Source organism: Pseudomonas sp. FA-1 (assembly GCF_056856075.1).
Window position 1 is genome coordinate 537,301 of the sequence record NZ_JBWXTH010000002.1, and the last position, 21,019, is coordinate 558,319.

General features: G+C 64.8%; 18 protein-coding genes and 1 tRNA gene. 12 read left to right on the forward strand and 7 right to left on the reverse strand.

The annotated features are described in order from the left end of the window. The first annotated feature begins 130 nt into the window (after positions 1-130). The 8 genes from AC1MHZ_RS06490 to ychF all read left to right on the forward strand — a co-directional run bounded on the left by AC1MHZ_RS06490 (position 131) and on the right by ychF (position 6,930). Positions 131-1,858, forward strand: coding sequence for a tetratricopeptide repeat protein (locus tag AC1MHZ_RS06490; RefSeq protein WP_084858591.1), 1,728 nt, complete (start codon positions 131-133; stop codon positions 1,856-1,858). A 2-nt stretch (positions 1,859-1,860) separates the two neighbouring features. Further along, positions 1,861-2,478, forward strand: coding sequence for a lipoprotein insertase outer membrane protein LolB (gene lolB, locus AC1MHZ_RS06495; protein ID WP_084858592.1), 618 nt, complete (start codon positions 1,861-1,863; stop codon positions 2,476-2,478). A 3-nt stretch (positions 2,479-2,481) separates the two neighbouring features. After that, a complete protein-coding gene (gene ispE / locus AC1MHZ_RS06500) occupies positions 2,482-3,342 on the forward strand; it encodes a 4-(cytidine 5'-diphospho)-2-C-methyl-D-erythritol kinase (RefSeq protein ID WP_084858593.1) in 861 nt (286 codons plus the stop codon). 19 nt (positions 3,343-3,361) lie between these two features. Continuing rightward, positions 3,362-3,436 (forward strand) — tRNA-Gln (locus tag AC1MHZ_RS06505). Positions 3,437-3,483: 47 nt separating this feature from the next. Further along, positions 3,484-4,425, forward strand: a complete 942-nt coding sequence (locus AC1MHZ_RS06510; protein ID WP_016391678.1) for a ribose-phosphate pyrophosphokinase — start codon at positions 3,484-3,486, stop codon at positions 4,423-4,425. 121 nt (positions 4,426-4,546) lie between these two features. Next, positions 4,547-5,143 (forward strand): 50S ribosomal protein L25/general stress protein Ctc, encoded by a 597-nt coding sequence (locus AC1MHZ_RS06515; protein ID WP_084858594.1) that lies wholly within the window; start codon positions 4,547-4,549, stop codon positions 5,141-5,143. A 79-nt stretch (positions 5,144-5,222) separates the two neighbouring features. Beyond that, positions 5,223-5,807: an aminoacyl-tRNA hydrolase gene (pth, locus tag AC1MHZ_RS06520; RefSeq protein WP_084858595.1), complete on the forward strand. Its 585-nt coding sequence runs from the start codon at positions 5,223-5,225 to the stop codon at positions 5,805-5,807. A 22-nt stretch (positions 5,808-5,829) separates the two neighbouring features. Next, the gene (gene ychF, locus AC1MHZ_RS06525; protein ID WP_084858596.1) at positions 5,830-6,930 is read left to right on the forward strand and encodes a redox-regulated ATPase YchF; all 1,101 of its coding nucleotides are present in this window, start codon (positions 5,830-5,832) and stop codon (positions 6,928-6,930) included. A gap of 73 nt (positions 6,931-7,003) precedes the next feature. Here the strand turns inward: ychF and AC1MHZ_RS06530 are convergent, their stop codons facing one another. From AC1MHZ_RS06530 to ycaC, 5 genes are read right to left on the reverse strand one after another with little or no spacing between them, the layout of a single operon-like run. Continuing rightward, entirely contained in the window at positions 7,004-7,912 is a 909-nt protein-coding gene (locus AC1MHZ_RS06530) for a LysR substrate-binding domain-containing protein (RefSeq protein WP_084858634.1), read from the reverse strand. A 27-nt stretch (positions 7,913-7,939) separates the two neighbouring features. Next, the gene (locus AC1MHZ_RS06535; RefSeq protein WP_416768003.1) at positions 7,940-8,887 is read right to left on the reverse strand and encodes an HlyD family secretion protein; all 948 of its coding nucleotides are present in this window, start codon (positions 8,885-8,887) and stop codon (positions 7,940-7,942) included. 1 nt (position 8,888) lies between these two features. Further along, positions 8,889-9,095 (reverse strand): DUF1656 domain-containing protein, encoded by a 207-nt coding sequence (locus tag AC1MHZ_RS06540; RefSeq protein WP_084858597.1) that lies wholly within the window; start codon positions 9,093-9,095, stop codon positions 8,889-8,891. Further along, positions 9,085-11,241 carry an FUSC family protein gene (locus tag AC1MHZ_RS06545; protein WP_084858598.1) on the reverse strand — a complete coding sequence of 719 codons (2,157 nt, stop codon included), beginning with the start codon at positions 11,239-11,241 and terminating at the stop codon, positions 9,085-9,087. Before AC1MHZ_RS06545 ends, AC1MHZ_RS06540 begins: the two co-directional genes overlap by 11 nt. A gap of 59 nt (positions 11,242-11,300) precedes the next feature. Next, the gene (gene ycaC / locus AC1MHZ_RS06550; RefSeq protein ID WP_084858599.1) at positions 11,301-11,921 is read right to left on the reverse strand and encodes an isochorismate family cysteine hydrolase YcaC; all 621 of its coding nucleotides are present in this window, start codon (positions 11,919-11,921) and stop codon (positions 11,301-11,303) included. Between the two features lie 562 nt (positions 11,922-12,483). Between ycaC and AC1MHZ_RS06555 the strand changes: the two genes are divergently transcribed. From AC1MHZ_RS06555 to AC1MHZ_RS06570, 4 genes are all read left to right on the forward strand, one after another. Then, the gene (locus AC1MHZ_RS06555) at positions 12,484-12,873 is read left to right on the forward strand and encodes a YybH family protein (protein WP_084858600.1); all 390 of its coding nucleotides are present in this window, start codon (positions 12,484-12,486) and stop codon (positions 12,871-12,873) included. 87 nt (positions 12,874-12,960) lie between these two features. Continuing rightward, positions 12,961-14,460 carry a purine-cytosine permease family protein gene (locus AC1MHZ_RS06560; RefSeq protein ID WP_324816382.1) on the forward strand — a complete coding sequence of 500 codons (1,500 nt, stop codon included), beginning with the start codon at positions 12,961-12,963 and terminating at the stop codon, positions 14,458-14,460. A gap of 13 nt (positions 14,461-14,473) precedes the next feature. Continuing rightward, positions 14,474-15,904, forward strand: coding sequence for an aldehyde dehydrogenase family protein (locus tag AC1MHZ_RS06565; RefSeq protein WP_324816380.1), 1,431 nt, complete (start codon positions 14,474-14,476; stop codon positions 15,902-15,904). 258 nt (positions 15,905-16,162) lie between these two features. Next, complete coding sequence (locus AC1MHZ_RS06570; protein ID WP_482966153.1) at positions 16,163-17,380, forward strand: DUF3422 domain-containing protein; 1,218 nt, start codon at positions 16,163-16,165, stop codon at positions 17,378-17,380. A 70-nt stretch (positions 17,381-17,450) separates the two neighbouring features. Here the strand turns inward: AC1MHZ_RS06570 and AC1MHZ_RS06575 are convergent, their stop codons facing one another. Both AC1MHZ_RS06575 and ada read right to left on the reverse strand, forming a co-directional pair. Beyond that, positions 17,451-19,835, reverse strand: a complete 2,385-nt coding sequence (locus tag AC1MHZ_RS06575) for a DUF3772 domain-containing protein (protein ID WP_084858605.1) — start codon at positions 19,833-19,835, stop codon at positions 17,451-17,453. Between the two features lie 56 nt (positions 19,836-19,891). Next, positions 19,892-20,959, reverse strand: coding sequence for a bifunctional DNA-binding transcriptional regulator/O6-methylguanine-DNA methyltransferase Ada (ada, locus tag AC1MHZ_RS06580; protein ID WP_084858606.1), 1,068 nt, complete (start codon positions 20,957-20,959; stop codon positions 19,892-19,894). Positions 20,960-21,019 lie beyond the last annotated feature (60 nt).

The window sequence follows — 21,019 nt, forward strand, 5'->3', positions numbered from 1 at the left end:
GTGCCTGAGGCCAGGTATCGTGGAACCCTACTCCCCCCAAAAGGTCGCAGTTAACCAGACACCGCACTGGTGGGTTTGCCCTCGCGCTTGTGTCATCATGCTCCGACCGCCGGTATCCAAAGCCTCCTTTATGAACAAGTCCTACGCATTGCTGCTTGCCCTTGCCCTGCTCCAGGGTTGCCAAAGCCTGGCCCCGCAGAACAACGAGGCCGAGCCGCCCGTGGCCGAGGCCGGCAAGGGCGAACCACAAAAGCCCGTGGCGTATGGATCGTTCAAGCAGGAAACCCTGTACAGCCTGCTGGTGGCCGAACTTGCCGGCCAACGCAACCGCTTCGACATCGCCCTGGCCAACTATGTCGACCAGGCCGAGAAGACCCAGGACCCGGCGGTCTCCGAACGCGCCTACCGCATCGCCGAGTACCTGGGCGCCGACGAGCCGTCCCTGGACACCGCCCTGATCTGGGCCCGTAACGATAAACAGAACCTCGACGCGCAACGCGCCGCCGCCATCCAACTGGCCCGCGCCGGGCGCTACGACGAATCCATGACCTACATGGAGAAAGTCCTCCAGGGCAAAGGCGACACCCATTTCGACTTCCTTGCCCTGTCGGCCGCCGAAACCGACCAGAACACCCGCGATGGCTTGCTACAAAGCTTCGACCGCCTGCTGGTCAAACACCCGGACAACGGCCAGTTGGTATTCGGCAAGGCCCTGCTGCTCAACCAGGACGGCAAGACCCAGCAAGCCCTCGACCTGCTCGAGGCGCACCCGCCACAGAACGGCGAAGTAGCTCCGGTGCTGCTGCGCGCGCGCCTGCTGCAGGCGCTGGACCGTGGCCCGGAAGCCCTGCCGCTGCTGCGCGGAGCCATACGCGACAACCCCGACGACAAGCGCCTGCGCCTGACCTATGCCCGTACCCTGGTCGAACAGGATCGCATGGTCGATGCCAAGGCCGAGTTCGAAAGCCTGCTGCAGCAGTACCCCGAGGATGACGAGCTACGCTATTCGCTCGCCCTGGTGAGCATGGAGAACAAAAACTGGGACGAAGCCGAAGGCTACCTGCAGGAGCTGGTCGAGCGCGACAGCAATGTCGACGCCGCACACCTGAACCTGGGCCGCATCCGCGAAGAGCGCGGCGACCCCGAGGCGGCGCTGCGTGAGTACGCCCTGGTCGGGCCGGGCCCCGACTACCTGCCGGCACAGCTGCGCCAGGCCGACATCCTCATCGCCAACGGCCGTGCCACCGAGGCCTCGCGCCTGCTCGCCGAGGCTCGCGAAGCCCAGCCCGACTACGCCATCCAGCTGTACCTGATCGAAGCCGAGAGCTACGGCAACAACAGCAAGGACGCCCAGGCCGAGCAAGTCCTGGCCCAGGCCATCAAGCGCTACCCGGACGACCTGAACCTGCTCTACACCCGCGCCATGCTGGCCGAAAAACGCGACGACCTGCCGCAGATGGAAAAGGATCTGCGCGCCATCATCGCGCGCGAGCCGGAGAACGCCATGGCCCTGAATGCCCTCGGCTATACCCTGGCCGACCGCACCAGCCGCTACACCGAAGCCAAGGCGCTGATCGAAAAAGCCCACCAGCTCACCCCGGACGACCCGGCAGTGCTCGACAGCCTGGGCTGGGTGAACTACCGCCTGGGCAACCTCGACGAGGCCGAACGCCTGCTGCGCCAGGCCCTGGAACGCTTCCCCGACCATGAAGTGGCCGCCCACCTGGGCGAAGTCCTCTGGGCCAACGGCAAGCGCCGTGAAGCCCGACAGGTCTGGGCCAAAGCCTTCGAAGGCCAGCCCGACAGCCCCATCCTGCGCAAGACCCTCCTGCGCCTGACCGGATCAGAGACCCTGTAGACATGTTCCTGCGTCATTGCATCACCTTCACCCTGATCGCCCTGCTCGCCGGCTGCGCCGGCTTCACAAGCCGCGAAGCCCTGCAAGGCCAAGGCGACCCGCAGCAGTGGCGTGCCCACAAAGCGCAGTTGAGCACCCTCGACGGCTGGCAGATCAACGGCAAGGTCGGTATCCGCGCACCGCGTGACTCCGGCAGCGGCACCCTGTTCTGGCTGCAACGCCAGGACTACTACGACATTCGCCTGGCCGGCCCCCTGGGCCGTGGCGCCGCCCGCCTGACCGGACGCCCCGGTGGCGTGGTGCTGGAAGTGGCCAACCAGGGCCGCTACGAAGCGCCAAGCCCCGAAGCCCTGCTCGAAGAGCAGCTGGGCTGGCAGCTACCGGTCTCGCACCTGGTGTGGTGGGTCCGCGGCCTGCCCGCGCCGGACAGCAAGAGCCAATTGACCCTGGACAGCGACAGCCGCCTGGCCAGCCTGAGCCAGGATGGCTGGCAGGTGCAGTACCTGAGCTACACCCAGCAGAACGGCTATTGGCTGCCCGAGCGCCTGAAGCTGCATGGCCAGGACCTGGATGTCACCCTAGTGGTCAAGGACTGGCAACCCCGCCAGCTGGGGCATTGATCCATGGCCACGCTCACCCTGCCCGCCCCGGCCAAGCTCAACCTGTGGCTGCACATCACCGGCCGACGCCCGGACGGCTACCACGAGCTGGAAACCGTGTTCCAGTTCCTCGACCACGGCGATGAGCTCAGCTTCGCCCTGCGTGATGATGGCCAGATCCACCTGCACACCGAGATCGAAGCAGTCCCCCATGACAGCAACCTGATCGTGCGCGCAGCCCGCATGCTCAAGGCGCAATCCGGCACCTCGCTGGGCGCCGACATCTGGCTCGACAAGGTCCTGCCCATGGGCGGCGGCATCGGTGGCGGCAGCTCCGATGCCGCCACCACCCTGCTGGCGCTGGCGCACCTGTGGCAGCTGGACTGGGACGAAGACCGCCTGGCCGCCCTGGGCCTTGCCCTTGGCGCCGATGTGCCGGTGTTCGTGCGTGGCCATGCCGCCTTCGCCCAGGGCGTGGGCGAGCAACTGACCCCGGTCGACCCCGAAGAGCCTTGGTACGTCGTGCTGGTGCCGCAAGTGTCTGTCAGCACAGCGGAAATTTTTTCGCATCCAGAGTTGACACGTGATTCCCTCCCCCTTAAGATGCGCCCCGTTCCCGAGGGAAACAGTCGAAATGACTGCCAACCGGTAGTTGAGCAACGTTATCCAGAAGTTCGCAACGCATTGAATTCACTGGGTAAATATACGGAAGCTCGAATGACCGGCACTGGAAGTTGCGTGTTTGGGGCCTTCCCAAGCAAAGCCGAAGCTGATAAAGTTCTGGCCCTTCTTTCAGAGACCCAAACAGGGTTTGTGGCAAAGGGAAGCAATGTTTCGATGTTGCATCGCAAGCTGCAAAGTCTGATCAAGAAGTCGAGTGCCTAGCGCTCGCAGCAACAGATACAGGGGCGTCGCCAAGCGGTAAGGCAGCAGGTTTTGATCCTGCCATGCGTTGGTTCGAATCCAGCCGCCCCTGCCATTTTCCTTATACTCATCCAGGTTACCCTCAGCCTTCAGGTACTGCGCGTGTCCAAGATGATGGTCTTCACGGGGAATGCCAACCCCGATCTGGCTCGGCGTGTCGTACGTCAGCTGCATATTCCACTGGGTGATGTTTCTGTCGGTAAATTCTCCGACGGCGAAATCAGTGCTGAGATCAATGAAAATGTTCGTGGTAAGGACGTCTTCATCATCCAGCCAACCTGTGCTCCTACCAATGACAATCTGATGGAACTGGTGGTGATGGCCGACGCCTTCCGCCGCTCCTCAGCGTCTCGAATCACCGCCGTGATTCCCTACTTCGGATACGCCCGCCAGGACCGCCGTCCGCGTTCGGCACGTGTAGCCATCAGCGCCAAAGTCGTCGCTGACATGCTCACTGTCGTGGGTATCGACCGTGTACTCACCGTCGACCTGCACGCTGACCAGATCCAGGGCTTCTTCGATATCCCCGTCGACAACATCTACGGCTCGCCCGTACTGGTCGACGACATCGAAGACCAGCGTTTCGAGAACCTGATGATCGTCTCCCCGGACATCGGTGGCGTGGTACGTGCGCGTGCCGTGGCCAAGTCCCTGGGCGTCGACCTCGGGATCATCGACAAACGCCGCGAAAAGGCCAACCACTCCGAGGTCATGCACATCATCGGCGACGTCGAGGGGCGCACCTGCATCCTGGTAGACGATATGGTCGATACCGCCGGCACCCTGTGCCACGCGGCCAAGGCCCTGAAAGAACATGGCGCTGCCAAGGTTTACGCCTACTGCACGCACCCTGTCCTGTCGGGCCGTGCGATCGAGAACATCGAGAAGTCGGTACTGGACGAGCTGGTGGTGACCAACACCGTCCCGCTGTCCGCCGCTGCTCAAGCCTGTGACCGTATCCGCCAGCTGGATATCGCACCGGTTGTCGCTGAGGCGGTCCGCCGCATCAGCAACGAAGAATCGATCAGCGCGATGTTCCGCTAAGCGGAACACTCACTGACGAGAAGCGCCCCGCCCCGACACTGGTTGTCGGGGCGGGGCTTTTTTGCCATCCCCGTTGGCGCTGGTCGCAAACGCCCTCGGGAGGCTATTTTGGAGAAACAAAATGACTAACTTCACCCTGAACGCCCAAGCGCGTACTGACCTGGGGAAAGGTGCGAGCCGCCGCCTGCGTCATTCCGCCAGCATCCCTGCCGTTGTCTACGGCGGTGATAAAGAAGCCCAGTCCCTGACCATCGTGGCCAAGGAAATCGCCAAGCTGTTCGAAAACGAAGCTGCCTTCAGCCACGTTCTGGAACTGAATGTCGACGGCGCCAAGCAGAACGTCGTGGTCAAGGCCCTGCAGCGTCACCCGGCCAAAGGCTTCATCATGCACGCCGACTTCGTTCGCGTCGTTGCAGGCCAGAAGCTGACCGCCAAGGTACCGGTTCACTTCATCAACGAAGAAGCCCCGGTCAAGAAAGGCGGCGAGATCTCCCACGTCGAGTCCGAGATCGAAGTGTCCTGCGAAGCCAAGGACCTGCCTGAGTTCATCGAGGTCGACCTGGCCAACGCTGAAATCGGCACCATCATCCACCTGTCGGACCTGAAAGCTCCGAAAGGCGTAGAGTTCGTCGCTCTGGCCCACGGTGATGACAAAGCTGTTGCCAACGTCCACGCTCCGCGCGTTGCCGCTGAAGCTGCTGAAGGCGCTGCCGAGTAATCCACTCGCGCGCCGGCGTTGATCGGGTTACAGTGCCGCGCGCACCGTAACCCACCAACTCCAAGGAAGAGCCCCTGACGTGACCGCCATCCAGTTGATCGTCGGCCTGGGTAACCCCGGCCCCGAATACGAACAGACCCGGCATAACGCAGGGGCTCTTTTCGTTGAACGCCTTGCCAGTGCCCAGCGCGTTTCGCTGTCCGCTGACAAAAAGTATTTCGGCCTGACGGCTAAGTTCAGCCATCAGGGCAACGATGTTCGCCTGCTGATTCCCACCACCTACATGAACCGCAGCGGTCAGTCCGTGGCGGCTCTGGCCAATTTCTTCCGCATCAAGCCGGAAGCGATCCTGGTGGCGCATGACGAACTCGACCTGCCTCCTGGCATTGCCAAGCTCAAGAAGGGCGGCGGCCATGGTGGGCACAACGGCCTGCGCGACATCATCGCGCAGCTCGGCAACCAGAACGACTTCCACCGCCTGCGGCTTGGCATCGGCCACCCGGGCGACGCCAAACTGGTCTCCAACTTCGTCCTGGGCCGCGCACCGCGCGCCGAGCAGGAGAAGCTCGACGCCAGCATCGATTTTGCCCTCGGCGTGATGCCGGACGTCCTCGCCGGCGACTTCGCCAAGGCGATGCGCGAACTGCACAGCCAGAAGGCCTGATTTCCTAGAGAGGGGAATACCCATGGGTTTCAATTGCGGCATCGTCGGCCTGCCCAACGTCGGCAAGTCCACCCTGTTCAACGCCCTGACCAAGTCCGGCATCGCGGCAGAGAACTTCCCCTTCTGCACCATCGAGCCGAACAGCGGCATCGTACCGATGCCCGACGCACGCCTGGACGCCCTGGCTGCCATCGTCAAGCCTGAGCGCGTGCTGCCTACCACCATGGAATTCGTCGACATCGCCGGCCTGGTCGCCGGCGCGTCGAAAGGTGAAGGCCTGGGCAACAAGTTCCTCGCCAACATCCGCGAGACCGACGCCATCGCCCACGTGGTGCGCTGCTTCGAAGACGAGAACGTGATCCACGTCTCCAACAGCGTCGACCCCAAGCGTGACATCGAGATCATCGACCTGGAACTGATCTTCGCCGACCTCGACAGCTGCGAGAAGCAACTGCAGAAGGTCGCACGTAACGCCAAGGGCGGCGACAAGGACGCCCTGGCACAGAAGGCCCTGCTGGAGCAACTCATCGCCCACTTCACCGACGGCAAGCCGGCGCGCAGCCTGATGAAGAACATGAGCGTCGAAGAGAAGGCCGTCATCCGCGGCTTCCACCTGCTGACCAGCAAGCCTGTGATGTACATCGCCAACGTTGCCGAAGACGGCTTCGAGAACAACCCGCACCTGGACGTGGTCAAGGCCATCGCCGAGGAAGAAGGCGCGGTCGTGGTGCCGGTGTGCAACAAGATCGAAGCCGAGATCGCCGAACTGGAAGAAGGTGAAGAGAAGGACATGTTCCTCGAGGCCCTGGGCCTGGAAGAGCCTGGCCTGAACCGCGTGATCCGCGCTGGCTACAGCCTGCTCAACCTGCAGACCTACTTCACCGCCGGTGTGAAGGAAGTCCGCGCCTGGACCGTACGCGTCGGCGCCACCGCCCCGCAAGCCGCTGCCGTTATCCACACCGACTTCGAGAAAGGCTTCATCCGCGCCGAAGTGGTGGCCTACGACGACTTCATCCAGTTCAAGGGTGAAAGCGGCGCCAAGGAAGCCGGTAAATGGCGCCTGGAAGGCAAGGACTACATCGTCAAGGATGGCGATGTGATGCACTTCCGCTTCAACGTGTGATCACCACACGATAGAAAAAACCCCTTGAGGACAGGCGCTTCAAGGGGTTTTTCGTTTATGGCTGGGTGGTTCGTCACAGCCTCATCGCCTCCTGCTCGAACGCCTCGACCAGAAAGTCGATCAGCTTGCGCACAGCGGGCATCAGGCCCCGACGAGAAGGAAACAGTGCGACGATTTCCCCGAGCCTCGGCGTCCAGCCTTCCAACGCGTGCACCAGGCGACCAGCAGCCAGGTCGGCGCGCACCAGCTCCTCCGGCAACAACGCCACGCCCACACCGCCCAACGCGCCCTGGTGCAAGACGGCCAGGTCATCCGACACCAGGCGAGGCCGGAAGCGAATGGAGGCCACGCTGCCGTCCGGCCCATCCAGGTCCCAGGTGTATTCCTGCACGTTGGCACCCCAGCCAAGGCTAGGCAGGCCGAATAGGTCCGAGGGCAGCAAGGGCTGGTCCAGGCCGGCCAGCAGCCTTGGCGCTACTACCAGGCACTGCCGGCTCAAGGCCAGCCTGCGCATGATCAGCTCACTGCTCTCCAGGGGACGATGGCGCACGCTCAGGACCAGGTCGAAGCCTTCGCCAATCACGTCCACCCGCCGGTTGTAGCTCTTGACCAGCAGCTCCACCACCGGGCACTCGACCATGAACCGTGCCAGCATCGGCGCCAGGCGCGAGTCCAGCAGCGCGGTGCTGCAGGCCAGGCGAACGATGCCGCTGGGCACGGCGCGGCTGCGCTCGATGGCATCCTCGGCGGCAAATGCCCTGTCCATCATCGACACGCAGTGGTGGTAGTACTCCAGGCCCACTTCGGTGACAGCGAACTGCCGGGTCGAACGCTGGATCAGGCGCACGCCCAGGCGCTCCTCGAGCTTGGCCACGCGCCGGCTCAGGCGTGACTTGGGCAGGCCCAGCACCCTGCCCGCCGGAGCGAAACCACCATGCTCGACGACCTTGCTGTAGAGGTACAGGTCATTGAGGTCAAACATCATGCTCATCGACGACCCACCCAAACACTATTCAAGGATGGTGACCGTCGCGGTAGTGCCCGCGCGCAGTGGCGGCGCATCAGCGTCACGCTCCAGACGTAACCGCACCGGGATGCGCTGGGCCAGCTTGACCCAGGTGTAGCTCGGGTTGACGTTGGCCAGCAGGCGGTTGCCCGGCTGGTTCTCCCGGTCGGTGATCGCGTAGGCGATGCTTTCCACCGTGCCTTGCAGCCGCTCGCCGCTCATCAGTTCGATGCGTGCCCGGCTGCCGACCTTGATCTTCGGCAGCTTGGTTTCCTCGAAGTAACCGCTGACATGGAACGACTCGCTGTCCACCAGGGCCAGCAGCGGCGCGCCGGACTGGGCGAAGTCGCCCTGGCGGGTCAGTAGGTTGGTCACATAGCCATTGACCGGGGCACTCACGCGGGTACGCTCAAGGTCCAGGCGCGCCTGCTTGAGGGTGGCTTCGGCGAGTTGCACATTGGCCTGCGCCAGGCCCAAGTTGGATTGCTCGCGCAGCAGGTCGGCCTGGGCCACGGCGACCTCGGTGCCGGACTTCTCCCATTCCTCGGCAGAAATCGCCGACATCGATTGCAGTTTGCGGCGCCGTTGTTCCTCGCTGCGCCGCTGCTTGAGCAGCGCTTCGCTGGCGACGATGGCAGCCTGCGACTGGCCCAGGGTGGCACGGGCCACCTCGACTGCGCGCTCGGCGTGCAGCACAGCAAGTTCGTAGCGGGCCGGATCGATCTGCAGCAACAGGTCGCCACGGTGGACGAACTGGTTGTCCTGCACGGGCAGTTCGATGATGCGCCCGGCGACTTCCGCCGACAGCGTCACCACGTCCGCCCGCACCCGCGCATCACGCGTCCATGGGGCACGGGTGTAGTAGTCCCAGGCAAGCCAGACCAGGCCGGCGGCAATCGCCAACACCACCAAGGTCAAGGCCTTGGCCACAACAGGTTTCAACGCAGGCATTTCAGACGCTCGCTCCCATCGTCAACACGAGGGCCGCGCAGATCGCGGCATACAGGGCTCCCTGGAACAGCGCCGGGTGCCAGACCCGCGCCAGCACGCCAAGCCGCCGCAGCACGGCATCGGCGACCAGGAACAACACCAGGCCCAGCAGCAGGGCCTGGGCAATGGGCGGCAGGTAGACACCGCCAAATTCGAAATCAATGGGCATGGGCGCCCTCCTTTTCAGGCAACGGCGCAGGCCCTGCCAGGACTGACCGATAGCGCTGCAGCAACTGGCCGGCAACCGAGAGTGCCACGCGCAGGATGAACAACCGCCGCAGCGCTTCCCGATCAGCGTCCAGGTGCGCCTCGTGCAACGCATCCAGGGCCAGGCCTACCTGTTCGGCCTCCCGTAACAGCCCGTCGATGTCTACCTGGCGTTGCCCGCCGATGACCTCGGCCATCTCTTGCAACACTAGGCCTAAACGAGCCTTCGTGCCCTCCGGCAGCGCTACGCTGGTCACGCACTGGGTACGCGCCTGGACCAGGGCAATGGCCAGTGCCGGGCAGACCAGGCTGCAGTCGAACAGCTCCCGCGAGCGCGGGTCGGTGGCGGCAGGCAGCAGGCCGATCATTGCTGACAGGCGGTCGAGCGTGCGGCTTTCGAAGTCGAACTGGTGGGTCAGCCCGTTGCCCTCGGTCACCTGCCGGTACACATCGTCACGGGTCAGGCGGAACAGCCGGGCCATGCGTTTTGCTGCATTGAATGGAAAGACCAGGGCGAACACCACCATCGCCAGCACCCCGGCGACCACGTAGCCGCCAGCGAACTCGAACCATTGGATGGCGCTGTTGTGGTAGGTGCCGACGTTCTGCGGCCCGATCATCAACAGGCTGATCAGGCCGATGCCCATGCCGATGCCGGCGGTCATCGGGTTGGCCAGGCCAACAGCCGCCAGGTAGAGCAACGGCGCCAGGCACAGGGCGAGCATTTCGAAATCGGTGAAGATCGGCAGCAGTGCGAACTGGTAGAGGGCCGACAGCACCAACGCCACCAGCAGGCCACGGTTGTAGTTCTGGCTCGCCAGCAAGGGCCGCGGCAGGGTCGCCATCAGGGAACACATCACACCGATCAGGATCACCCCGGAGCGTGCGCCGTCCCAGGCGGTCTCGACCCACAACCAGCCGGCCAGGAACAAGGCCAGGAATGCCCGCACGGCGTTCATGCCGGCCAGGCGAAAATCCAGGTGCAGCGCACTGACCCGCCCTTGGTCATGGGGGCAACTGGCCGCCCTCCCCTGCTGGATCGCCTCGTTGAGTTCGATCAGTTCATCGAGCTGCTGCAACAGGCGCGCCTGCTCCCAGCGCAAAGCCCAGGCCAGCGAACGCATGCGCGGCGGCAGCGGCTCGTTGAGAAACTCGGCGCGGTCGGCAGCCTGGTCGAAGCCCTGGTGCAAGCTACGGATCGCCTTGCGCCCGCTCGCCGACAAGGCCACGCCATCGCGGGCCAATGCGTCCAGGCTGTCCAGTTCGGCCAGGCGCAGCAGCTGGATGTCGGCCGGCAACGGCCCTTGCCAGTGCTGCTTGATCAGTTCGCGTTGCTGACGCAACACCAGCAGACGCGACACCAGCAGCACCAGCTGGTTGGCCAGCAACTGCACCAGCCCATCAGCGCTGCGCAGGTGCGGCGCATCGAAATACAGGTGGCGGCGCAGGCCTTCCAGCGCGCTGATCTCGGCGATCAGTTGCGCCTGGCGTTGACGGAAAGCCGCTTCGTCTTCTTCGGTACGGACCACCTCGGCGGCGTGGCGGGCGATCAGCTTGACCAAGCTGTCGACCTTGTTGAAATACCCCTGCGCCACCGCCTGGGGGCGAGCGGTCAACAGGCTGACCACGGCCACACAGACCACAGCCAGCAAGGTTTCGGTCAAGCGGGTGATGGCCAACAGGAAAATGCCGTCCGGCTCCGGGACCGCCAGCATCGCCACCACCACGGCAGTGAAGCCGCTCAGGACGAAAGCATGGGAATCGGTGTAGCGCAACAAGGTGCCCCCGGCCGTGCAGAACGCCAGCCAGAGGGACAGGCAGACGATGAAGGGCATCGGTGCCTGGGGGAACAACGCCATGATCGCTACCGCCACGGCGGCACCCGCCGCAGTGCCGAGCACCTGGGCGAAGCTGCGCTTGAGGGTCATGCCGGCCAGCGGCAGGCTGATGATGATCACGGTCATCAGCGCCCACTTCGGTTGTTCCAGATCGAAGATGAAGGCCAAATATAGGCACAGGAGGCCCGCGACGAGGGTGCGCAGTGCGAATAACAGCACCCCGCGCCCAGGGTTCAAAGCCAGCTTGAAATAGGAAATCAGTGGACCCATCCGGTACCTCGAAACACGGACGGAGAGCCATGCGCCACGGCATGGCTCCCCAAACCGGGTTACTTCGTCAGCAGGCTGTAGCTGGTCATCAGGTTACGGTAGTCCGGGATGTGATTGGAGAACAGCGTGCCCAGGCCCTCGATGTCGTTGCGCCAGTCGCGGTGCAGCTCGCAGGCCACGCCGAACCAGGTCATCAGCTGCGCACCGGCAGCTTCCATGCGGCGCCAGGCCGAGTCGCGGGTCAGTTCGTTGAAGGTGCCCGATGCATCGGTGACCACGAACACATCGAACCCTTCTTCCAGGGCCGACAGGGCCGGGAAAGCCACGCACACTTCGGTCACTACGCCGGCGATGATCAGTTGCTTCTTGCCGGTGGCCTTGACCGCCTTGACGAAGTCTTCGTTGTCCCAGGCATTGATGTTGCCTGGGCGTGCGATGTACGGCGCGTCAGGGAACTGCTCCTTGAGCTCGGGCACCAGCGGGCCGTTGGGGCCGTTTTCGAAACTGGTGGTGAGGATGGTCGGCAGCTTGAAGTACTTGGCGAGGTCCGACAGGGCCAGCACGTTGTTCTTGAAACGGTCGGGCTCGATGTCCCGTACCAGGGAGAGCAGGCCAGTCTGGTGGTCGACCAGCAGAACAGCGGCGTTGTTCTTGTCCAGACGCTTGTATTGGAAGGCCATGATGTTTCTCCTTGCTTGGTGGGTAGGTAACTCAGCTCGTTCGGAGTCCAGTCGCTCGTGGTGGGTGACCACGGCCTGGGCGTTCATGTCGCGTTCGATCGGCGTTCACAAACGCGGTTATGGGACTATCAGCGTAGGCAACCCCCGGTGAACCACGCGACCGTCAGTCGCCGAAGGCCGCGCTTGACGGCTGCCTACGCAAAATACAGGCACAACGTTAGTTCGATGAACGAAGCGCCGGTAGACACTTAATTCGAACCTCTGCGTTCCATTTCGTGAACGCCGTTACTGGAGCGCCCAGCGCTGGACCTGTAGGAGCGGGCTTGGCCCGCGATCGGCTGCGCAGCAGCCGCAACCCAAGGTCAACCAGCTACACCGAAGTGGCTGACTTTACGGCTGCTGCGCAGCCGATCGCGGGACAAGCCCGCTCCTACAAGGATGCGTGCGGCCATGAAATTGGTTCACAGATTCCTGAACTGATTATTTATCCCCAGCGATTTTTCCCCCCGCCAACCCTCACCAGAATCGCTTCAACAATCACAATAACCGTGAGGCCACTCCCGTGGACCAGACCCTCCAAGTGCGCCAGGCCGCCGCCGACCTCGTCGACGCCTTCGCCAGCAACGACACCGCCCGCTACTTCGCCTGCTTCAGCGAAGACGCCACCTTCCTCTTCCACACCTTGGCGCACCCGCTGCTCTCGCGCGATGCCTATGAAACGCTGTGGGCACAATGGCAGGCCGAGGGCTTTGCCGTGCTGGCATGCCAGTCCAGCAACGCGCAGGTGAGCCTGCAAGGTGAGGTGGCGATCTTCATGCACGACGTAGCCACGCACATTCGCATCGCGGGCCAGGAGCACCGGCTGGCCGAGCGCGAGACCATCGTCTTCAAGCGCCAGGGCGGACGTTGGCTGGCTTGTCACGAACACCTGTCGGTCGCCTCCGACACCTGATGTTTCGCGGCCCTGCCGCACTGCCAACGCACCACAAGAAAGTCCGCGCACCGCGCCGACTCACAACAACCGCGCTGGAGCCTTGCCATGAGCCATTCGACCGGTATCGAGACCAATGGCGTCGAACAGATCCCCGACGATCAACGCGACGCGACCCCACTGGACCTGTTCCGCCTGATCTTCGGCGGTGCCAACACCTTCGCCACCGCTGTGCTGGGCAGCTTCCCGGTACTGTTCGGCCTGTCGTTCCAGGCCGGGCTGTGGGCCATCCTGCTCGGCGTCGGGGTGGGGGCCTTGATCCTCGCCCCCATGGGCCTGTTCGGTGCGCTCAACGGCACCAACAATGCGGTGTCGTCCGGCGCACACTTCGGCGTGCATGGGCGCATCGTCGGTTCGTTCCTGTCGCTGCTCACCGCCGTGGCGTTCTTCTCGCTGTCGGTGTGGAGCTCAGGCGACGCCCTGGTCGGTGGCGCCAAGCGCCTGGCGGGGCTGCCGGAAACCGACCTGACCCTGGGCCTGGCCTACGGCCTGTTCGCCGTGCTGGTGCTGGTGGTGTGCATCTTCGGCTTCCGCTTCATGTTGTGGGTCAACAAGATCGCGGTGTGGGCATCGAGCCTGCTGTTCCTGCTGGGCATCCTGGCTTTCGCCGGCCCCTTCGACGTGCACTTCGCCGGTAGCGTCAACCTCGGCCAGCCCGGTTTCTGGGCCGCCTTCGTCGGCGCGGCGATCCTGGCCATGAGCAACCCGGTGTCGTTCGGCGCGTTCCTCGGCGACTGGTCGCGCTATATCCCGCGCCAGACGCCCAAGGCGCGCATCATGCTGGCCGTGATCGCCGCCCAGGCGGCGACACTGATCCCGTTCCTGTTCGGCCTGTGCACCGCGACCCTGGTCGCCACCCAGGCCCCGGACTACATCGCCGCCAATAACTATGTGGGCGGCCTGCTGGCGATCTCGCCGGGTTGGTTCTTCCTGCCGGTGTGCCTGATCGCGGTGATCGGCGGCATGTCCACCGGCACCACTTCGCTGTATGGCACCGGCCTGGACATGTCCAGCGTATTCCCGCGCTTGCTCAGCCGCGCCGGCGCGACCCTGCTGATAGGCGTCGCCGCCATCGCCTTCATCTTCATCGGCCGCTTCACCTTCAACCTGGTGCAGAGCGTGTCCACCTTCGCCGTGCTGATCATCACCTGCACCAGCCCCTGGATGGTGATCATGATTCTCGGCCTGGTCACCCGTCGCGGCTTCTACCATGCCGACGACCTGCAGGTGTTCACCCGCGGCCAACGCGGCGGGCACTACTGGTTCACCCATGGCTGGAACTGGCGCGGTATGGGCGCCTGGATCCCCAGCGCAGCGGTGGGCCTGTGCTTCGTCAACCTGCCAGGGCAGTTCGTCGGCCCACTGGGCGAGCTGGCCGGCGGAATCGACCTGAGCCTGCCGGTCACCCTGGGCATGGCTGGCCTGCTGTACATCGTCCTGCTCAACCTGTTCCCTGAACCCGCCGGCGTCTATGGCCCCCATGGCCCACGCTGGGTGCGTTGCAAAAGCGCCCCGCGCACGCCGGTAACCACCGCCGAAACCGCCTGACTGGAACCCGATCATGACCACACCTCACTACATCGACGGCCGCTGGGTCGAAGGCCAAGGCAGCGACTGCATCACCGTGCATGACCCCGCGCTGGGCCAGCCATTCGCCGAGCTGATGTCCGCCAGCACCGCCCAGGTCGACCAGGCCGTGGCTGCCGCCCGGCGCGCCCTGCCCGCCTGGAAAGCCACTGCTCCGGGCAAACGTGCCGCGCTGCTGCGTGGCTTCGCCGAACAACTTGGCCAACGCCGCGAAGCACTGATTACCCTGCAGATGCGCAACAACGGCAAGCCACGCCACGAAGCCGAGATCGACCTGGACGATGCCGTGGCCACGTTCGCCTACTACGCAGACCTTGCCGAGCAGCTGCCTGGCAAGAATCGCGAGGTCCCCCTGGCCGCCCCCGGCTTCACGGCCCGTACGCGCCTTGAACCGGTGGGCGTGGTCGGCTTGATCGTGCCGTGGAACTTCCCCCTGGTGACCAGCGCATGGAAGCTCGCCCCGGCTCTGGCTGCCGGCTGCACTGTGGTACTCAAGCCTTCGGAGATCACGCCACTGATCGAACAGGCCTACGGCCAGATCGCCGACACCCTGGGCCTGCCCGCCGGCGTGCTGAACATCGTCAATGGCAAGGCCGAGACCGGCGCAGCCCTGAGCGGCCACAACGGGCTGGACAAGCTGTCGTTCACCGGCAGCAACGGGGTGGGCAGCCAGGTCATGCGCGCCGCTGCAGCCCAGTGCCGCCCCGTCACCCTGGAACTCGGTGGCAAGTCGGCGATCGTGGTGTTCGATGACTGCGACGTGGACCAGGCCGTGGAATGGATCGTCGCCGGCATCACTTGGAACGCCGGGCAGATGTGCTCGGCCACCTCGCGCCTGCTGGTCCAGGACGGCATCGCCCATACCCTGCTACCCCGCCTGCAGGCGGCCCTGGAACAGATGAACGTGGGCAACCCGCTGGTCGAGGACGTCGCCATGGGCCCGCTGACCAGCCAGGCACAATGGCTCAAGGTCGCCAGCTATTTCGCCATTGCCCGCGAAGAAGGCCTGCATTGCCTCACCGGTGGCCAGGTGCTGGACCGCGAGGGCTGGTTCGTCAGCCCGACCCTGTACAGCGATGTGCCGGAAGGTAGCCGCCTGTGGAACGAAGAGATCTTCGGTCCGGTATTGTGCGCCCGCCGCTTTGCCACCGAGGCACAGGCCATTGCGCTGGCCAACGACAGCCGCTTCGGCCTGGTCGCCACCGTATGCTCCGCCGACCTGGACCGCGCCGAACGTGTGGCCGACGCACTGGAGGTTGGCCATGTATGGATCAACTCGGTGCAGGCGGTGTTCGTCGAGACCTCCTGGGGCGGGACCAAGGGCAGCGGCATCGGCCGCGAACTCGGGCCCTGGGGGCTGTCGGCGTACCAGTCGGTCAAGCATGTGACGCGTTGCCTGGGTTGAAACCAAGCTGCAGGCGAGTGCCTGTCAGTTAGGGCCCCATCGCCGGCAAGCCGGCTCCCACCAGTGACGCGCCAGTCTCGAGAACGGCACTGTCCCTGGGGAGCTGGCGGAGCCTGCGATGGACGATAAGGCTTAACTGTAGGGATGAGGAATCTGGATTTTCATGCGGGGAATTGTCGCAGCCCGTGACTTTTATCCGACGCACCAAAGTCCCATCCCTGGTAGCCTCGACAATCACAACACCAGGCCAGACCTCCCATGCATCCGCAACGCACTGCCCTGCATAACGAACTGCACGCTCGTCCATCGCTGTATTTCGACGAACCCGCCCATGTCCATCATCTGGCCGTGCTGGGCGACGACGCCGCCTGCCTGGCCCTGCTACAACGCTGCTGTCCGGACGCCGTCGATAGGGAGGCCGCCCAGGGTATTACCCGGCTGGATGGCAACCCCTTCAAATGGGAGCGCCACGCCGAGTTCTTCACGCTGACCTTGGTGGTGCCCTGTGCCACCCACGATGCCGGCTGGCAGGCGCTGCCCCAGGTTCTGGCCGAAGCCATAGCCCCCCAGGCACATCAGGTGATCAATGCCGTGCAGGTGCTGGTGCTTGGCGAACAGGGCCTGGACCTGACGCGCTACGGTTTCAAGGACCCCTGCGGCTCGCTGGTCGGTGGCGGCGATGCGGTGGTGTGGAGCGACTTTCGCCTGACCGAGGACGGCACCAACCGCCTGTTGTTCGTCAACCGCCGCCTCAACGCCTACCGCCAGGGCCGGATGATCCGCCGCCTGCTGGAGATCGAGACCTACCGCATGATGGCCTCGCTCACCCTCAGCACGGCAAAGGCGCTGAGCCAGGAGCTGGACGCCTTCGACCGGACCTTGGTGAGCCTCTCCGAGCGCAGCGCCAGCGTCGATGGCCACGACTCCAAGGCCTTGCTCGAAGCCATCGCCCACCTCTCCCGTCAAGTGGTCAGCCGTACGGTGAAGACCCGCCATCGCTTCGGTGCGACCCAGGCCTATGCGCAACTGGTGTTCGAGCGCCTGGCCGAGCTGCGCGAAAGCCATGTGGGGGATTGCCAGCGGCTGGGGGTGTTCATCGAGCGACGCTTCAAACCGACGGTGCGCTATTGCGCCGCCACCGAGCAGCGTCTGGAGCAACTGGCCAAGAATGTCGCCAACCTGGGCGACCTGCTGCAGGCGCGGGTGCAGGTGGAGATGGAGGAGCAGAACGCCGAGATCCTGCGCAGCCTCAATGCCCGCGCCGATGCCCAGGTGAAGATCCAGCGGGCGGTGGAAGGGCTGTCGATCATTGCCATCACCTATTACCTGCTGAACCTGTTCAAGCTGCTGTATGGCGGGCTGAACGTGCTGGGCGCGGGGCTGACGGCGCGCGAGGCATTGCTGGGGATGGCAGTGCCGGTGATGCTGCTGCTGGGAATGATCCTGCTAAGGATCAGACGGGCGAAGCAGCATTGACCCCTGCATTCGCCGCTCCTAATAGGAGCGGCCTTGTGCCGCGAAAGGGCTGCGCAGCAGCCCCCTAGCCTCATTCTGCCGGCTGTGCGCCTTCCTGCACCAATACCATGCTCTGCGGCGACGACAACGCGATCCCCTCCTCCCGCAACCGCCCCAACACCGTGAACAGCAGGTCGCTGCGCGCACCCGACACTTGCCGCGGGCTGGCCACGTAGCCACTGACGCTGAGCACCATGCCACTGGCGGTGAGGTCCTTGAAGGTCACCGACGACGCCGGCGCATCGAGGATCGATTCATGCTCGCGGAATGCCGTCAGCAGCAGGTCACGCACCTTGTTCGCGTCGGTATCCAGCGGCAGGGTCAGGGTGATGCCGACCACGCCCAGGGCATTGCCCATGGTCACGTTGCGCACGTTCTGGGAAATGAACTGCGAGTTGGGCACGATCACCGTGGAACGGTCGGACATCTGGATTTCCGTGGCGCGCACGTTGATCCGACGGATGTCGCCCTCCACCCCGGCCAGGCTCACCCAGTCCCCCACCTTGACCGGGCGCTCGGTGAGCAGGATCAGGCCGGAGATGAAGTTCTGCACGATCTGCTGCAGGCCGAAACCGATACCCACCGACAGCGCACTGACCACCCAGGTCAGGCTGGTGAGGTTGATACGCAGGGTCGACATCACCAGCATGGCCAGGAACAGGAAGCCCAGGTAGCCGACCAGGGTCACCAGGGATGCACGCATGCCGGCATCCATGTCGGTCTCCGGCAGCAGGCGCTCGCTCAGCCAACGCTTGACCACGCGGATGGCGAACAGCCCACCGAGGAACATGGCCACGGCCAGGAAGATGTCCTGCGGCACGATATTCAGGTTGCCGAGCACCTTGCCCCCGCTGCCGTCCCATTCCGCCAGGCTCAGCAGCAGCTCGCCGGGGCTGGTGCCCGAGGGCATGAGTACCAGCAGGCCGGCGATGAACAGCAACAACGTACGCCCGATGCCCGCCAGGATGGTGCTGGCCTGGGCCTGGTGCCGTGGCTGCAGGCCAAGGGCCGCGGACAATGCCAGACCACTGGGCTGGCGCGGCGACAACAGGGTTTCGCACAGGTCGCCGAACACCGTGATGAGCAGATAGGCGCAGGTGGCCACCACGCTGATCCACAGCAGCTTGGCGGTGAGGAAGTAGGCCAGGGTCAGGTAGCCGGTGAGCAGCGCCAGCAGGATCAGCCCCACCCAGACCACGATCACGAACGGAATCAGCCCGGCCAACCCAGGCGGGCGCTCCAACTGGTGCCGTGTGCGGGCGCGGCGGTAGCACACCAGCGCCGCAACGAAGATCAGCGACACCACCAGGGCAGTCAGGCCGTTGGTGGCCACGGTCAGCGCCAGGCTGGTGCCGATCACGCTGTTGATACGCTCCTGGGTCAGCAGCACCATCAGCGCCAGGGCCAGGACCTGGGGGAACCAGCCCAGGGCACTGGCCACTTCGTCCGGGATCGGCGGCAGGCGCCAGGAGGGGCGCTGCAACATCAGCATGGCGCGGCCGAGGCCGGCGATGAAGGCGCTGAACACCACCAGGGTGAGGATATGGTTGATCAGGCTGGCGATGTCGCTGCCCAGCGCGGCGCTGTTCTCCAGCCCCCAGCGCACCAGCGATACCGAGCCGCCGATGGTGCTCAGGGTCGCCAGGCTGACGCTCAAGGCCAGGGCACTGCGCCGCAGGCGGCCCTCGGGCAGCCAGCGGATCATGGCATCGGCCAGCAGCCGCTCGAGCACCTTGCGCACCAGTGTCCATACCAGCAGGGCCGCCACCAGGCTGCTGATGAACAGCCAGCGGTGCTCGGCGCTGAAGGCGCTGGCCACGGCATCGGCGGCCTCCCCGCGCAGGTCGCGCAGGCGTGCCACGTCCTCGTCGGTCGGGCGGATCAGGCTCGACCAGAATGCTGGGCTCAGGGGGCTGGCGGCACGGGTGGTGACCTGCGAGTTGAACTGGCTACGGCGCAGGTTGACGATCTGCGTGGCCAGGTCACGAGCCGATTGGGTCAGCTTCACCGCCTGCTGCTGCTCGGCCAGTACCGACTTCTTTTCATCGCTCAACTGCTTGCGCTGGCGGGTGATGCTGTCGGCTTCGTCGGGCAGCACCGGGCCGAGCACTTGGAGCTGGTCGTCCAGGCGCTCCACGTCGGAGGTGCGTTGCGTGCCCAGGGCGTCAGCCTGGCGCTGCACCTGCAAGGCGGCCTGACGCAGCTGGGACAGCAGGTCATCGTTCGCCTCGCTGGTAAGCCCCTGGCGGACCTGGTCCAGGCGGTCGCTCAACTGCTCCAGGCTGGCGTTCTCGTCCAACGTGGGCAGTTCACCGGCGCTCAACGGCCCGACCTGTGCCGACCAGGCTGGCGTGGCTACCCACAACAGCACGGCAAGCGTTGCTACACAAAAACGGTAAAGGCTCAGGCGCCTCATCGAATTCCCCTATTTACACGCTCGATTGGGCGGGGATTCTACGCTGCTCGCAGCGCTCAGGTGAGTGCCGTTTCTCGTGTCAACAATTGCCGTTTACGCTCCACTCCCCAGCGGTAGCCACTGAGGTCGCCGTCACGGCGTACCACCCGGTGGCAGGGGATGGCCACGGCGAGACAGTTGGCGGCGCAGGCCTGGGCGACGGCGCGCACGGCCTTGGGTGCACCGATGCGTTCGGCGATGTCGGTGTAGCTGACGGTGCTGCCGGCGGGTACCTCGCGCAGCGCCTGCCAGACGCGCTCCTGGAAGGCCGTGCCTTGTACGTCCAACGGCAGCGCCAGGCCCAGGGCCGGCTGCTCGACGAACCCCACCACTTCGGCGACCAGGCGTTCGAAACCAGCGTCGCCGCCGATCAGCCGAGCCTTGCTGAACTGGTCCTGCAGGTCCTTGAGCAGGCGCTCAGGGTCCTCGCCCAACAGGATGGCGCAGATGCCCCGTTCACTCTGCGCCACCAGGATCGCCCCGAGCGAGCACTGGCCAATGGCGAAGTGAATGGTCGAGCCCGCGCCCTTGGCCCGGTATTCCCTCGGGCGCATGCCCAGGCGTTGGCCGGCGCTCTCGTAGAAGCGGCTATTGGAGTTGTATCCGGCGTCATAGATGGCCTCGGTCACGGAGCTGGCACAGTCGTCGAGTCGCTCGCGCAAGCGCCGGGCGCGATAGGCCGAAGCATAGGCCTTGGGCGTGAGCCCGGTCTCGGCCTTGAATACGCGGTGCAAGTGGAAGGGGCTGACGGCCAGCTGCGCACCGAGCTGGTCGAGGTGGGGTGGGGTCTCGCTGGCCTCGATCAGGCGGCAGGCGCGGGCCACCAGTTCGGTGCGGCGCATCATCTGCAGGGCCTTGCCCTCCGTGCAGCGGCGACAGGCGCGATAGCCGGCCGCTTCGGCAGCGTCGGCATCATTGAAGAATTCGACGTTCTCACGCTTGGCCAGGCGCGACTTGCAGCCAGGCTGACAGTAGACGCCCGTGGTGCGTACGGCATAGACGAAATGGCCGCTGGCCGCCAAGTCGCGGCGTTGCACGGCGAGCCAGCGGTCAGCGTCGGTGGCGTAGGCGGTGGCAGGCTTCATGAGATCTCTCCTGGGCGGCTGATGTTGCAAGCCTGACAGACTGGGTCGGGGCTGGCGCTC

Coding starts and splice junctions, on each gene's coding strand:
- AC1MHZ_RS06535 (WP_416768003.1), bottom strand. CDS start 8,887: ATGCCTGCGTTGAAACCTGTTGTGGCCAAGGCCTTGACCTTGGTGGTG.
- ycaC (WP_084858599.1), bottom strand. CDS start 11,921: ATGGCCTTCCAATACAAGCGTCTGGACAAGAACAACGCCGCTGTTCTG.
- AC1MHZ_RS06540 (WP_084858597.1), bottom strand. CDS start 9,095: ATGCCCATTGATTTCGAATTTGGCGGTGTCTACCTGCCGCCCATTGCC.
- AC1MHZ_RS06490 (WP_084858591.1), top strand. CDS start 131: ATGAACAAGTCCTACGCATTGCTGCTTGCCCTTGCCCTGCTCCAGGGT.
- ispE (WP_084858593.1), top strand. CDS start 2,482: ATGGCCACGCTCACCCTGCCCGCCCCGGCCAAGCTCAACCTGTGGCTG.
- AC1MHZ_RS06530 (WP_084858634.1), bottom strand. CDS start 7,912: ATGTTTGACCTCAATGACCTGTACCTCTACAGCAAGGTCGTCGAGCAT.
- AC1MHZ_RS06565 (WP_324816380.1), top strand. CDS start 14,474: ATGACCACACCTCACTACATCGACGGCCGCTGGGTCGAAGGCCAAGGC.
- AC1MHZ_RS06545 (WP_084858598.1), bottom strand. CDS start 11,241: ATGGGTCCACTGATTTCCTATTTCAAGCTGGCTTTGAACCCTGGGCGC.
- AC1MHZ_RS06575 (WP_084858605.1), bottom strand. CDS start 19,835: ATGAGGCGCCTGAGCCTTTACCGTTTTTGTGTAGCAACGCTTGCCGTG.
- ychF (WP_084858596.1), top strand. CDS start 5,830: ATGGGTTTCAATTGCGGCATCGTCGGCCTGCCCAACGTCGGCAAGTCC.
- AC1MHZ_RS06515 (WP_084858594.1), top strand. CDS start 4,547: ATGACTAACTTCACCCTGAACGCCCAAGCGCGTACTGACCTGGGGAAA.
- ada (WP_084858606.1), bottom strand. CDS start 20,959: ATGAAGCCTGCCACCGCCTACGCCACCGACGCTGACCGCTGGCTCGCC.
- lolB (WP_084858592.1), top strand. CDS start 1,861: ATGTTCCTGCGTCATTGCATCACCTTCACCCTGATCGCCCTGCTCGCC.
- AC1MHZ_RS06560 (WP_324816382.1), top strand. CDS start 12,961: ATGAGCCATTCGACCGGTATCGAGACCAATGGCGTCGAACAGATCCCC.
- AC1MHZ_RS06570 (WP_482966153.1), top strand. CDS start 16,163: ATGCATCCGCAACGCACTGCCCTGCATAACGAACTGCACGCTCGTCCA.